This window comes from Actinacidiphila glaucinigra (assembly GCF_900188405.1).
GTDB lineage: Bacteria > Actinomycetota > Actinomycetes > Streptomycetales > Streptomycetaceae > Actinacidiphila > Actinacidiphila glaucinigra.
In genome coordinates, this window is the sequence record NZ_FZOF01000004.1 from 304,712 (window position 1) to 318,058 (window position 13,347).

A 13,347-nucleotide genomic window follows, 5' to 3' on the forward strand; every position below is an offset into this window, starting at 1 on the left:
TCCACTGCGCCATTGGCCCACCCCCCGGTCGCACGGCCGGGGCGGGGCCGGACCACTGGCCCATGCCGAAACGCCCATTCGGCGTATATTGAGTAGAAAGGCGGACGTATTGACGCGAAAAGTCGATCCCGCCTTTAACGGCGCCTGACGAACCAACTCACCGGATCCGCCCCAGGAGGGGCTCGAGTCGTATCCGACCCGTCCGGAGGAGGACGCGATGAGGGACGTGGCGAGCGAGCGGGACGTGGACCGTCCCGGAACCACCGAGAGGGTCGTGACACTCGACGTCAACGGCCGGTCGTACACCCTGCGCCTGGACACCCGGGTCACGCTGCTCGACGCACTGCGGGACCGGCTGGGCCTGACGGGCACCAAGAAGGGCTGCGACCAGGGAGCCTGCGGCGCGTGCACGGTCCATCTCGACGGCAGGAGAGTGCTGGCCTGCCTGACACTGGCCGCCCAGGCCGAGGGCCGGGCCATCACCACCATCGAGGGTGTCGCCGGCACGGAGGGACCGCACCCGGTGCAGCGGGCCTTCATGGACCACGACGGCTTCCAGTGCGGTTTCTGCACCCCCGGGCAGATCATGTCCGCGGTGGCGCTGATGGCCGAGGGCCGGGCCGGCTCCGACGAGGAGATCCGGGAGTTCATGAGCGGCAACCTGTGCCGCTGCGGCGCCTATCCCAACATCGTGGCCGCCGTTCGCGAGGCGGCGTCCGGGGGAGGTTACGATGCGCACCTTTGAGTACGTACGGGCCACCGACACCCAGGAGGTCGTGCGGATGCTGGCGGAGGACCCGTCGGCGTCGTGCCTCGCGGGCGGCACGACCCAGCTGGACCTGATGAAGGACGGGGTCCTCGAGCCGCCGACGCTGATCGACATCACCCGGCTCCCCTTGCACGGCATCGAGCGGCGCGGCGAGTCCCTCCACGTGGGGGCGCTGGCCACGATGGAGGAGCTGGCCGCCGACTCCACGGTCGCCGAGCGGCTGCCGGTGGTGCGCGAGGCCCTCCTGCTCGGCGCGTCGGTGCAACTGCGGAACATGGCCACCATCGGCGGCAACCTGCTGCAGCGCACCCGCTGCCGCTACTTCCGCGACCCGGCGGTCCTCGAGTGCAACAAGCGCGCGCCGGGCACGGGCTGCGCCGCGGTGCAGGGCGCCGCCAGGATGCACGCCGTGCTCGGCGTGAACGAGAACTGCATCGCGCTGCACGCCTCCGACCTCGCCGTCGCGCTCGTGGCGCTGGACGCGGTCGTGCACATCCAGGGGCTGTCCGGGCGGCGCACCGTCCCGCTCACGGAGTTCTACGTGACGGCCGACGAGAGCCCCGAGCGGGAGAACGTCCTGGAGCACGCCGAGCTGATCACCGAGGTCGAGATCCCGCTCCCGCCGCCGTCCGCCCGGTCGGGTTACCTCAAGGTCCGGGACCGGGTGTCGTACGAGTTCGCGCTGACCTCGGCCGCCGTGGTGCTGGTCGTGGAGGACGGCACGATCCGTCAGGCCCGGGTCGGGCTGGGCGGGGTGGGCTCGAAGCCGTGGCGGGCGTACGAGGCCGAGCACGTGCTGACCGGCGCTCCCGCGACGTCGGCCACGTTCCAGGACGCGTCCGAGGCGACGATGCGCGACGCGTGGACCGTCCCGGGCACGGCGTTCAAGGTGCCGCTGGCCCGCCGGACCCTCGTCCGCGAACTGCAGACAGTGTCAGGAGTGACGGCATGAGCACGGTCGAGAGCAGGCCGCTGGTCGGTGCGGGCGTCAACCGGGTCGACGGACCGCGCAAGGTCACCGGCACCGCGCCCTATCCGATGGACTTCAGCGTCCCCGGCCAGGCTTACGGCGCCCTGGTGCAGAGCACCGTCTCCGCGGGCCGGATCATCCGCATGGACACCGAGGAGGCGGAGCGCTCCCCCGGCGTGATCTCGGTGCTCACCCACGAGAACGCCCCGCAGGTCGGGACCGGCCCCACCACGGTACTCGGCGAGGCGCCGCCCGCCCCGCTGCGCAACGACCGGGTCATGCACCACGGGCAGCACATCGCCTTCGTGGTGGCCGAGACACCCGAACAGGCCGCGGCTGCGGCACGGCTGGTGCACGCCGAGTACGAGGCCGCCGAGCCGCTGCTGGACCTCCAGGACCCGAGGGCGCAGCACCTGGTGGACCCGTGGAAGATGGACCACTCGCGCGGCGACGTCTCCGCCGCCCTGGAGGCCGCCGACGTCATCGTGCGCGGCACGTACTTCACGGCGGACAACACCAACAACCCGCTCGGGCTGTTCGCCACCCTGGCGGCGTGGGAGGAGGACACCCTCACCGTCCACGACACCAGCCAGTGGCCGTCGATGGTGCGCACCACCCTCGCCATGGTCTTCGGCATCCCCGAGAGCTCGGTGCGGGTGCTGGTGCCCTACGTGGGCGGCGGCTTCGGCGCCGGGCTGCGGGCGTGGCCGCACGTCATCCTCACCGCGATGGCCGCCCGGACGACCAAGCGCCCGGTGAAGCTCGTGCTGACCCGGCCGCAGATGTTCACCTCCGTCGGGCACCGGCCCAGCGGGGTGCAGTGGCTCAGCGTGGGCGCCTCGCGGGACGGCGGACTGGTCGCCCTCGACCACCGCAGCCTCAGCTCGCTGAGCATGGAGGACAACGACTACGAGCCGTTCTCCCACGGGACCGCCTTCGCCTACCAGTGCCCCAATGTGATCACCCGGGACCAGCAGGCCAAGCTCAACATCGCCGTGCCGACGTCGATGCGCGCCCCCGCGGAGGCGCAGGGCTCCTTCGCGCTGGAGTCGGCCCTGGACGAGCTGGCGTACACCCTGCGCATGGACCCGCTGGAGCTGCGGATCCGCAACCACACCGAGGTCGACCCGCGCAACGGGCTGCCCTGGTCGGGCAAGGCGCTCCTGGAGTGCTACGAGGTCGGCGCGCGGCGTTTCGGCTGGGCCGACCGGAGCCCGGAGCCGCGGTCGATGCGCGACGGGAACTGGCTTGTGGGCTACGGCATGGCGAGCGCGATGTTCCCGTACTTCGCGACGCCGTGCATGGCCGAGGCCACCGTCAACCGCGACGGGAGCGCGTTCGTGCGCAGCGCGGCGACCGACATCGGCACGGGCACGTACACCGTGATGGCGCAGCTGTCCGCCGAGGAACTGGGCCTGCCCCTGGACAAGGTCCGCTTCGACCTCGGCGACTCCGACATGCCCGACTCGATGATGGCGGGCGGCTCCGGCCTGACCGGTGCGCTCGGCAACGCCGTGCACGACGCCTGCCGCAGGCTCGTGGGGCTGTTCGCCGACCTCGCCCGCGGGGACGCCGACTCGCCGCTGCTGGGCGCCTCCCCCGAGGACGTGGAGGTCTCCGGCGGCCGGGTCCACCTCGCCGGCCGTCCGGACCGCGGGGAGTCGTACGCCGACATCCTGGCCCGGCACGGGCTGGCGCAGCTCACGGCGACCGGGAGCAGCAGACCGCCGGACCCGGCGGAGATCGGCATGTCCCCGGCCGGGGCCTACGGCGCGAAGTTCGTGGAGGTGCGGGTCGACGCGGACCTCGGCATCGTCCGGGTCGCCCGGGTGGTGTCCGCGATCGACGGCGGCCGCATCCTCAACGAGAAGACGGCCAGGAGCCAGATCATCGGCGGGACGGTCGGCGGGATCGGCATGGCCCTGTTCGAGGACACGGTCACCGACCCGCGCACCGGCCGCATCGCCAACGGGACGTTCGGCGACTACCTCGTCGCCGTGAACGCCGACATCCCGGAGCTGGACGTGATCTTCGTCGGTGAACCCGACCGCGGCACGCCGACCGGCACGAAGGGCGTCGGCGAGGTCGGCCTGGTCGGCATCGCACCCGCCATCGCCAACGCCGTGTACCACGCCACCGGAAAGCGCATCCGCGACCTGCCGATCACCATCGACAACCTGCTCTGAGCGGCGCGCGGCGCACGGGCCGCCGGCAGCGTCGGGCCCTGCCCACCGCGCCACCGCCCCCGCACCCCGAGGAGGCCGCGCCCCGTGCCCGCCGACGAGCTGGACGCCCGGATCCTGGCGCTGCTGCTGGAACAGCCGCGCACCAGCGTCCGCGAGTACGCCCGCATCCTGGGGGTGGCGCGCGGGACCCTGCAGGCGCGGCTGGACCGGCTGGACCGGGACGGGGTGATCACCGGGTACGGCCCGCGGCTCTCGCCGGAGGCCCTGGGGTACCGGGTGCTGGCCTTCGTCCACCTGGAGGTAACCCAGGGCCATCTGGACGCCACGGGCCGGGCCCTGGCCGCCGTGCCGGAGATCATCGAGGCGTTCTCGATCACCGGCGGCGGGGACCTGCTCACCCGGGTGGTCGCCCGGGACGCCGCGCACCTGGAGGACGTGATCCAGCGTCTGGTCCAGGTGCCGGGCGTGGTGCGCACCCGCACCGAGGTCGCGCTGCGCGAGCGGGTCCCGCAGCGGATGCTGCCGCTGGTGCGGGAGGTCGGCCGCGACGCGGCGGCCGGGCGCACGCCGTGACGGCCGGGTTGGCATGCTGGGGGCATGACGCTCCCCGCGGTGATATTCGACCTCGACGGCACCCTCGTGGACAGCGAGCCCAACTACTTCGAGGCGGGCCGCCGGCTGCTGGCCGAGCACGGCGTGGACGACTTCACCTGGGAGCGGCACCGGCGCTTCATCGGCATCGGCACCAAGGAGACGCTGGAGGCCCTGCGCGAAGAGTACGCCCTGTCGGCGTCCGTCCAGGAGCTGCTGGACGGCAAGAACCGGCTCTACCTGGAGCTGGCCCGCGGCGCCACCGAGGTGTTCCCGCGGATGCGGGCGTTCGTCGAGCTGCTGGCGAAGGCCGGGCACCCCATGGCGGTGGCCTCGGGCTCCTCCCGGGAGGCGATCCGGGCGGTGCTGGCCGGCACCGGGCTGGACGCCCTGCTGACGACGGTGGTCTCGGCGGAGGAGGTAGAGCGCGGCAAGCCCGCCCCGGACGTCTTCCTGGAGGCGGCGGCCCGGCTCGACGCGGACCCGGCGGACTGCGTGGTCGTCGAGGACGCGCCGCCCGGCGCGGAGGCCGCGCACCGGGCGGGCATGCGGTGCGTCGCCGTCCCGTACCTGGCCGTGCAGGCCGACGACCCCGCCTTCGCGACGGCCGGTCTGCTGGTGCGCGGCGGGCAGAGCGCCTTCGACGCCCGGGCGGTCATGGAGTGGCTGACGGCCTGACGGCCTGACGCGCGGGCCTGGCGCGGTCATCCCAGGAAGCTCAGCCGCACCTGGCGCCGGGGGTTGTCGCGGTTGGTGTCGACCAGGACGACGGACTGCCAGGTGCCGAGTTCGAGCCGGCCGCCCACCACGGGGAGCGTGGCGTGCGGCGGGACGAGGGCGGGCAGCACATGGTCGCGGCCGTGACCGGGGCTGCCGTGGCGGTGGCGCCAGCGGTCGTCGGCGGGGAGCAGGTCGTGGAGCGCCGCCAGCAGGTCGTCGTCGCTGCCCGCCCCGGTCTCGATGACGGCGATCCCGGCGGTGGCGTGCGGGACGAACACATTGAGCAGCCCGTCGCGTCCGTGGGAGACGTCGTCGAGGAAGTCGGCGCAGGCGCCGGTCAGATCGTGAGCCGTCTCCCGGCTGCCGGTGGTGACGTCGATGGTGCGGGTGGAGAAAGCGTCGGCCATGTGACCATGGTGGCCCACGCCGCGGCCCCGCGCGTTCCCGGGTGGCCGCGGGCGTTCCCAGGGCGTTCAAGGGCGTTCCGAGGGCCGAGACGCCGTTGACGCCATCTGGACGGCCTGGCTACCGTCGTCGGCATGTCGCGTCCCGTTCTGCTCACCACGCGCGGTCACATCGACCTGCTGCGGGTGGCCTCCGCCGCCTGTCGCCGCGGCTGCTGACGCTTCCCCACCTTTGCGCACGCCTTTCCGCCGCGTGCCTTCCGCGTCTTGACGCGCCCTTCCCGCACCGCCCCCGTACGCGTTCCTGTGACGAGTCGTAGCGCCCGCGCCCGCGCCTGCGCCTGACCGGTCGCGCGTACGGACGGGCGTGCGTGCCCGCTCGCCGCCTCCCCCATGTGGAGCCTTCTCATGAGCATCAGCAAAGCCCCACCGGACATATCCCCTGTATCGGCTGACGTCCCACCGGACGTCCCTTCCGCCGTCCCTTCCGCCGTCCCCACCGCTATCGCCCCGGAACTGCGGCCCGTGGTCCCGGTCTCGGCCCGCCGCCGTCCGCTCCCCCGCTGGCTGCGGCGCACCACGGGGCCGCTGCTGCTGCTCGCGGCGTGGCAGCTGCTCAGCGCGACGGGTGTGCTGCGGCCCGAGGTGCTGGCCTCGCCGGGAACCATCGCCGGCACGGCTGCCGACCTCGTGTCGAGCGGTCAACTGCCCTCCGCCATGGCGGTGTCGCTGCAGCGTGTGGTGTTCGGCCTGCTCCTCGGCGGCGCGGCCGGCATCACGCTGGCACTGCTGTCCGGGCTGTCCCGCCTGGGCGAGGACCTGGTCGACGCGAGCGTGCAGATGCTGCGCGCGGTGCCGTTCGTCGGTCTGATCCCGCTGTTCATCATCTGGCTCGGGATCGGCGAGGCCCCGAAGGTGACCCTCATCGCGCTCGGCGTCGCCTTCCACCTCTACCTCAACGTCTACGCGGGGATCCGCGGCGTCGACGAGCAACTGATCGAGGCGGGCGCCTCGCTCGGGCTGTCGCGCCGGGCGCTGGTCCGGCACGTCGTCCTGCCGGGCGCGCTGCCCGGCGCGATGACGGGGCTGCGCTACTCGCTGGCGACCGCGTGGCTCGCCCTGGTCTTCGGGGAGCAGATCAACGCCTCCGACGGGATCGGCTTCCTGATGACCCAGGCGCGGGACTTCCTGAGGACCGACGTGATCGTGGTCTGCCTCGTCGTCTACGCCTTCCTCGGCCTCACCGCCGACATCGTCGTCCGCGCTCTCGAAAGGCTGCTGCTGCAATGGCGACCGAACTTCACCGGCCGGTGAGCCACGACGTCCCGCCCGCCGCGGGCGGTCCCGCGGCCGTACGCGTGGCGGGGCTGACCCGTGCCTTCGGCGGCAGGCCCGTCATCGACGGCCTCGACCTGACGCTGCGGCCCGGCGAGTTCACCGCGCTGCTCGGCCGCAGCGGCTGCGGCAAGAGCACGCTGCTGCGCGTCCTCGCCGGGCTCGACCGGGAGATCGCGGGCACCGTACTGGTACCGGAAAGACGTGCGGTCGCCTTCCAGGCTCCGCGGCTCATGCCGTGGAAGCGGGTGTGGCGCAACGTCCTGCTCGGACTGCCCGGACGGCCCGGGCGGGCCATCGCGGAGGCCGCACTGGAGGAGGTCGGGCTGCGGGAGCGGTCCGGCGCCTGGCCGAAGACGCTGTCGGGCGGTGAGGCCCAGCGCGCCTCGCTCGCCCGGGCGCTGGTCCGCGAGCCCGATCTGCTGCTGCTCGACGAGCCCTTCGGCGCGCTCGACGCGCTGACCCGCATCAAGGCGCAGCGCCTCGTCGCCGAGCTGTGGCAGCGCCGCGGCTGCGCGGTCCTGCTCGTCACGCACGACGTGGACGAGGCCCTGCTCCTGGCCGACCGTGCCCTGGTCATGCGGGACGGGGTCATCGCCCACGACACCCCGGTCGCACTGCCCCGTCCCCGCGACGCCGGCGACCCCCGCCTCACCGCCCTGCGCTCCCGGCTGCTGGCCGAACTCGGCGTCGACACCCCGGCGTCGGCCGAAACGGCCTGACCCGCCCTCACGAGAAGGACGACGGACCACCATGAACCCCACCCGGCGCATCGCCCCCGCCCTGCTGCTCCCGCTCATCCTCCTGCTCGCCGCCTGCGGTGTCTCCACCGCCGACACCTCCGTGGGCGGCACCGGCGACGGCACCGACGGCAAGGGCGCGGTCACCTTGAACGTCGGAGACCAGAAGGGCGGTTCCGAGGCCGTCCTGAGGGCCGCGGGCGAACTCGACGACCTCACGTACCGCATCAAGTGGTCGACCTTCACCTCCGGACCACCCCTGCTGGAGGCGGTGAACGCCAAAGCCGTGGACATCGGCGGGGTGGGCAACACCCCGCCGGTCTTCGCCGCCGGCTCCGGATCGAAGATCACGGTCGTGGCGGCCTCGCACGGCTCCTCCGAGGGCGAGGCCGTCGTGGTGCCCGGGGACTCGGCGCTGAAGCGGCTCGCCGACCTGAAGGGCAGGCGGATCGCCGTCGCCCAGGGCAGTTCCGCGCACTACCAGCTGATCACCTCGCTGCACTCCGCCGGACTGTCGCTCGAGGACGTCGACGTCAGTTATCTGCAGCCCGCCGACGCGCTCGCCGCTTTCAGCGGTGGCAAGGTCGACGCCTGGGCGATCTGGGACCCATACACCTCCCAGGTGCTGCGCAACAACGGCGCGCGCGTCCTGACGACCGGCACCGGGCGCGTCAATGGGCTCGCCTTCCAGGTCGCCGCACCGGGTGCACTCGCCGACAAGGCGAAGTCGGCCGCCATAGGCGACTACCTGGAGCGGCTGCGGCGTGCCCAGGGGTGGGTCGCCGAACACCCGGAGCAGTGGGCGAAGGTGTGGGCCGAGGAGACCGGCCTGCCGTACGAGGTGGCGCTGGACGCGGTGGAGCGCACCAACGGCACCCGTGTCTCGGTGGCCGTGGACGACGCCGCCGTCGCCTCCGAGCAGGAGATCGCCGACACCTTCGAGGAGCTCGGACTCATCCCGCGGCACGTGGAATTCGCCGCCTTCGTCGACCGGCGCTTCAACGCCGGCCTGCCCGCCTCCACCACCGCCGCACGCACCCGCTGAGAGGGCCGCACATGTCCGTTCACCTGCACTGGTTCCTGCCCACCGGCGGCGACGGCCGCACCCTGGTGGACCGTCACGCCTACACCGACGGCGGCGTGAAGCGCTCACGCGTCACGCCGGTCTCCGGGGTGCGCGCGCCCGACGTCGACTACCTGGCGCAGATCGCCCGGGCCGCGGACGGGCTGGGTTTCGAAGCCGTTCTGACGCCCACCGGCACCTGGTGCGAGGACGCGTGGCTGACCACGGTCGCGCTGTCGCAGCACACCGAGCGGCTGAAGTTCCTGGTCGCGTTCCGGCCGGGGGTCGTCTCTCCGGTCCTGGCCGCGCAGATGGCGGCGACCTACCAGCGGATCACCCGGGGCCGGCTGCTGCTCAACGTCGTCACCGGCGGGGACTCCGTCGAACAGCGCCGCTTCGGCGACCACCTGGACCACGACGCCCGCTACGCGCGCACCGACGAGTTCCTCTCCGTGGTACGCGGGGTATGGGGCGGGCGGCCCTTCGACTTCGACGGCGAGCACTACCGGGTCGAGGGCGGACTGACCGCGCTGCCGCCCGACCCCGTACCGCAGATCTTCTTCGGGGGTTCGTCACCGGCGGCCGGGCCCGTCGCCGCCCGGCACGCGGACGTCTACCTGACCTGGGGCGAGCCGCCGGCGCAGGTCAGGGCGAAGACCGACTGGATCCGCGGTCTGGCCGAGGCGGAAGGGCGCACCGTACGTTTCGGCATCCGTCTGCACGTGATCTCCCGCGACTCCGCCAAGGAGGCATGGGCCACGGCGGAACGGCTGCTGGACGACCTCGACGAGGACACCGTCACCGCCGCGCAGGAGGCGCTCGGGCGCAGCGAGTCGGTGGGCCAGCAGCGGATGCTGGCCCTGCACGGCGGCTCGCGGGACGGGCTCGAGATCTCGCCGAATCTGTGGGCCGGGGTGGGCCTGGTGCGCGGCGGGGCCGGCACGGCGCTGGTCGGCAGCCACGCGGAGGTCGCCGACCGGATCGAGGAGTACCACGCCCTGGGGATCGACCACTTCGTGCTGTCGGGCTACCCGCACCTGGAGGAGGCGTACTGGTTCGGTGAGGGCGTCATGCCCGAACTGGCCGCACGGGGGCTGCTCGAGAGGGTGCCGACGGCGCCGCTCGCGGGCGTCCCCGCGGCGAACGGCCGTCCGGCGTCCGCGCCGGGCGGGGCGCCGCTGCTGCTCTCCGGGGGCCGCTGACCGGCGCCGCACGACGGGGGCGGCTGTCCTGATCCGTGCGGCCGCCCCCCCCGATTGGTCTGGACCACTTGCCGCCCCTCGGGATAGGGTCGGCAGCGCCCGCCCGAGCGCCAGAGGGGGACTCCACGTGTACGCACCGCACCGCGTCGCCGCGCTGGTCGACGCCTGCCTGCTGCCCGTCGGCCGGACCCGCAGACCGCCGGAATGGCTCCGGCGCGGCCTGGAACGGGCCGGGGCGGTCACCATCGGCGTCCCCGCCGCGCTCAGCGGGCCCGCGGTCACGGAACTGCTGCGGGACGAGTTCGGCGACGGCGCGGTCGTGATCAGCGAACCGCTCGACACCGACGAGGTCGTGGAGGGCTGGGGCGTACCGGGCGCGGCCGTCCTCGCCTGGCTCTCGGGTGTGGACCTGCTCCAGCTCGGTCCCGGCTGCGGCACGGGCGTCCGGGAGGCCATCCGCACCGCCGCCACCAGGGCGGTCGCCGACGGCGACCTGCCGCTGTCCCGTCTGGAGGAGGCCGCCGCGCGGGTGGCCCGGCTGCGCCGCGAGGTGTCCGCGGGAAGCTTCCGCGGACGCGCGTAGTTGGTGGAAACGTGAACCATGTGGATGTGGACGTCGCCGTCATCGGGGCCGGGCAGGCCGGACTGTCCGGCGCGTACTTCCTGCGAAGGGCGGGGATGCGGCCCGACGAGGACTTCGTCGTCCTCGACCACTCCCCCGGCCCCGGCGGCGCCTGGCAGTACCGCTGGCCGACGCTGACGTACGGCAGGGCGCACGGGGTGCACTCGCTGCCCGGCATGGAACTGGAGGGGGCCGACCCCGACCGGCCGTCCGCCGAGGTCGTCGCCGAGTACTTCGACCGCTACGAGCGCACCTTCGACCTGCGCGTGCACCGCCCGGTCGACGTCTCCACGGTCCGTGAGGGCCCGGAGGGCCGGCTGCTGGTCGAGTCCGACGCCGGCACCTGGGCGGCCCGCACGCTGATCAACGCCACCGGGACCTGGGACCGGCCCTTCGTGCCGCGCTACCCGGGCCAGGAGGCCTTCCGAGGCCGCCAGCTGCACACCGCGGGCTACCGCGGGCGCGAGGAGTTCGCCGGGAAGCACGTGATCGTCGTCGGCGGCGGCACCTCCGCCGTCCAGCTGCTGATGGAGCTCCACGAGCCGGGCGGCGCGGCCGCGACGACCTGGGTCACCCGGCGGCCTCCCGTCTATCACAGCGGCCCCTTCGGGGAGGAGCAGGGCCGGGCCGCGGTCGCGCTGGTCGAGGAGCGCGTCAAGCGGGGTCTGCCGCCCCAGAGCGTCGTCAGCGTGACGGGGCTCCCCATGACCGAGGCGATGCAACGCGCCCGTGAGCGCGGCATCCTCGAACGCCTCCCCATGTTCGACCTGATCACCGAGGACGGCGTGAGCTGGGCGGACGGCCGCCATGTCACCGCCGACGTCATCCTGTGGGCCACCGGCTTCCGCGCGGCCCTCGACCACCTCGCCCCGCTGCACCTGCGCGGCTCCGGCGGCGGCATCCGCCTGGAGGGGCTCACCCGCGTCGCCGCCGACCCCCGGATACACCTCATCGGCTACGGCCCCTCCGCAAGCACGATCGGCGCGAACCGGGCCGGCCGCAGCGCGGTCCGCGAGATCCGCGCCCACCTGCGGGGACGCGACGGGACCCGGGAGCCGGAGGCCGTGGCCGCGGCCGGCTGACGGCATCCGTCCCCAACGCTCGGAACCCTGGCACGCGTACCGGGAAGGCGGCGGGGCGGACCCGGAGGGCTCAGCGGACGGCGCGGCCGCTCTTGCCGAGGGTGGAGGCCCGGACGACGAGTTCGGGCTGGAAGACGATGCGCCGGTGCTCGTGCTCCTCGGCCGCGTCCCCGGTCTCCTCGATGAGCAGGTCCGCCGCCGCGCGGCCCATCCGGTACGCGGGCTGCCGTACGGAGGTGAGCGGCACCGCCGCGGCCGCCGCGAACTCGATGTCGTCGTAGCCGACCAGCGCGATCTCCTCGGGCACCGCGATGCCCGCGGCGTACAGCGCCTGGAGCACGCCCAGCGCGAGCAGGTCGTTGGCGCAGAAGACGGCGGTCGGGCGGTTGGCCATCCCCAGCAGGCGGGCGCCGGCGTCGCGTCCGGAGGGGACGTCGAGCCGCTCGGCCTCGATGTGCGCCAGGGACTCGGCGGGGAGCCCTGCTGCGGCGAGCGCGTCCAGGGCGCCGGCGCGCCGGTCCTGGCACTGGGCGAGGTGCATCGGACCGCTGACGTAGACGATGCGCTCGTGACCGCGCTCGATGAGGTGGTCGACCGCGAGGCGGCCGCCCTCGATGTCGTCCACGGACACCGAGCAGGCCTCGGCACTCGGCACGACGCGGTCGACGAAGACGAAGGGGATGCCGTGCCGCCGGAAGGACACGATGTTCCGGCCGCTGGTGTCCGCGGGCGTCACCAGGACGCCGCGCACCCGCTGCTCGGCGAAGAGCCCGAGGTAGTCGGCCTCCTCCGAGGGGCTCTCGCCGCTGTTGCAGAGCATCACCCCGAGCCCGGTCTCCCGGGCGGCCCGCTCGGCCCCCGAGGCGACGTCCACGAAGAAGGGGTTGGCCATGTCGAGCACGAGCAGCGCGATGATCCTGCTGCGGCCCGCCCTCAGCTGCCGGGCGGACTCACTGCGCACATAGCCGAGTTGCTCGATGACCGACAGCACGCGGGCACGCGTGTCCTCGGAGACCATGTCGGGCCGGTTGATCACGTTCGACACCGTGCCGACCGAAACACCCGCCTGCCGGGCGACGTCCTTGATCCCCACCATGCGTGTCACGAGCTCCGCCCTACCTCCTGCCGCCGGCCCGCCGCAGGCCGCGGGTTCATGCTACGCATTCGTGACGGCGTCGGGGCCCACTGTGTCCGGGTGGCCGAACGGCGGTGGTGGAGCGGAACGGTGGGCTCCGGGGCGGAACAGCGGCCTCCGGGACGGGGCGGACCGCCGGCGCGGAACGCGGCCGTGCGCCGTCACGCCAGGTGGAAGACCTCGGTGAGGGGGCGCATGGCCTCGTCCGGCCGGGTCCCGTCCAGCGCCTCGAAGAAGTCGGCCATCTCCGCCTGCCAGCGGGCGTTGACATCGGTCGCCGCCATCGCCTCCTGGGCCGCCTTGAAGTCCTCGGTCTCCAGGTAGCCGACGAGCAGACCGTCCTCGCGGAGGAAGAGCGAGTAGTTGTGCCAGCCGGTGGCGGAGAGCGCGTCCAGCATCTCGGGCCAGACGGCGGCGTGGCGCTCGCGGTACTCGGCGAGCCGGTCCTTCCGGACCTTCAACAGGAAACAGACGCGCTGCACGGTCGGCCCTGGCCTCTCGGGTCTGATATGAAAGGTTTCAATCGAT

General features: G+C 73.4%; 15 protein-coding genes. 12 read left to right on the forward strand and 3 right to left on the reverse strand.

Annotated elements, in window-relative coordinates:
- Positions 1-217: 217 nt before the first annotated feature.
- From CHF15_RS10415 to CHF15_RS10435, 5 genes are all read left to right on the forward strand, one after another.
- Entirely contained in the window at positions 218-745 is a 528-nt protein-coding gene (locus tag CHF15_RS10415) for a (2Fe-2S)-binding protein (protein ID WP_089223386.1), read from the forward strand.
- Positions 732-1,721 carry an FAD binding domain-containing protein gene (locus tag CHF15_RS10420; RefSeq protein ID WP_089223387.1) on the forward strand — a complete coding sequence of 330 codons (990 nt, stop codon included), beginning with the start codon at positions 732-734 and terminating at the stop codon, positions 1,719-1,721. The genes CHF15_RS10415 and CHF15_RS10420 overlap by 14 nt, the downstream gene beginning before the upstream one ends.
- The gene (locus CHF15_RS10425; protein ID WP_089223388.1) at positions 1,718-3,925 is read left to right on the forward strand and encodes a xanthine dehydrogenase family protein molybdopterin-binding subunit; all 2,208 of its coding nucleotides are present in this window, start codon (positions 1,718-1,720) and stop codon (positions 3,923-3,925) included. The genes CHF15_RS10420 and CHF15_RS10425 overlap by 4 nt, the downstream gene beginning before the upstream one ends.
- A gap of 84 nt (positions 3,926-4,009) precedes the next feature.
- A complete protein-coding gene (locus CHF15_RS10430; protein ID WP_018562340.1) occupies positions 4,010-4,498 on the forward strand; it encodes an Lrp/AsnC family transcriptional regulator in 489 nt (162 codons plus the stop codon).
- Positions 4,499-4,522: 24 nt separating this feature from the next.
- A complete protein-coding gene (locus CHF15_RS10435) occupies positions 4,523-5,194 on the forward strand; it encodes an HAD family hydrolase (RefSeq protein ID WP_089223389.1) in 672 nt (223 codons plus the stop codon).
- A 26-nt stretch (positions 5,195-5,220) separates the two neighbouring features.
- On the opposite strand, the gene CHF15_RS10440 is transcribed toward CHF15_RS10435, so the two are convergent.
- Positions 5,221-5,643 carry a secondary thiamine-phosphate synthase enzyme YjbQ gene (locus CHF15_RS10440; RefSeq protein WP_089223390.1) on the reverse strand — a complete coding sequence of 141 codons (423 nt, stop codon included), beginning with the start codon at positions 5,641-5,643 and terminating at the stop codon, positions 5,221-5,223.
- Positions 5,644-5,775: 132 nt separating this feature from the next.
- Here CHF15_RS10440 and CHF15_RS46685 point away from each other — a divergent pair, with 132 nt between their 5' ends.
- From CHF15_RS46685 to CHF15_RS10470, 7 genes are all read left to right on the forward strand, one after another.
- A complete protein-coding gene (locus tag CHF15_RS46685; protein WP_354795648.1) occupies positions 5,776-5,859 on the forward strand; it encodes a putative leader peptide in 84 nt (27 codons plus the stop codon).
- A gap of 189 nt (positions 5,860-6,048) precedes the next feature.
- On the forward strand, positions 6,049-6,954 hold the full coding sequence (locus CHF15_RS10445; protein WP_089223391.1) for an ABC transporter permease: 906 nt from the start codon (positions 6,049-6,051) through the stop codon (positions 6,952-6,954).
- The gene (locus tag CHF15_RS10450; RefSeq protein WP_089223392.1) at positions 6,927-7,697 is read left to right on the forward strand and encodes an ABC transporter ATP-binding protein; all 771 of its coding nucleotides are present in this window, start codon (positions 6,927-6,929) and stop codon (positions 7,695-7,697) included. Before CHF15_RS10445 ends, CHF15_RS10450 begins: the two co-directional genes overlap by 28 nt.
- A gap of 31 nt (positions 7,698-7,728) precedes the next feature.
- Entirely contained in the window at positions 7,729-8,760 is a 1,032-nt protein-coding gene (locus tag CHF15_RS10455) for an ABC transporter substrate-binding protein (RefSeq protein WP_089223393.1), read from the forward strand.
- 11 nt (positions 8,761-8,771) lie between these two features.
- A complete protein-coding gene (locus CHF15_RS10460) occupies positions 8,772-9,980 on the forward strand; it encodes an LLM class flavin-dependent oxidoreductase (protein WP_089223394.1) in 1,209 nt (402 codons plus the stop codon).
- A 127-nt stretch (positions 9,981-10,107) separates the two neighbouring features.
- Positions 10,108-10,563 carry a glycoside hydrolase family 3 N-terminal domain-containing protein gene (locus CHF15_RS44810; protein WP_089223395.1) on the forward strand — a complete coding sequence of 152 codons (456 nt, stop codon included), beginning with the start codon at positions 10,108-10,110 and terminating at the stop codon, positions 10,561-10,563.
- Positions 10,564-10,583: 20 nt separating this feature from the next.
- Complete coding sequence (locus CHF15_RS10470) at positions 10,584-11,684, forward strand: NAD(P)-binding domain-containing protein (protein ID WP_410169629.1); 1,101 nt, start codon at positions 10,584-10,586, stop codon at positions 11,682-11,684.
- A gap of 70 nt (positions 11,685-11,754) precedes the next feature.
- Here CHF15_RS10470 and CHF15_RS10475 read toward each other — a convergent pair whose 3' ends face one another.
- Together CHF15_RS10475 and CHF15_RS10480 are read right to left on the reverse strand one after the other, a co-directional pair.
- Positions 11,755-12,780 (reverse strand): LacI family DNA-binding transcriptional regulator, encoded by a 1,026-nt coding sequence (locus tag CHF15_RS10475; protein ID WP_089223397.1) that lies wholly within the window; start codon positions 12,778-12,780, stop codon positions 11,755-11,757.
- A 200-nt stretch (positions 12,781-12,980) separates the two neighbouring features.
- A complete protein-coding gene (locus tag CHF15_RS10480; RefSeq protein ID WP_089223398.1) occupies positions 12,981-13,301 on the reverse strand; it encodes an L-rhamnose mutarotase in 321 nt (106 codons plus the stop codon).
- Positions 13,302-13,347: the final 46 nt, after the last annotated feature.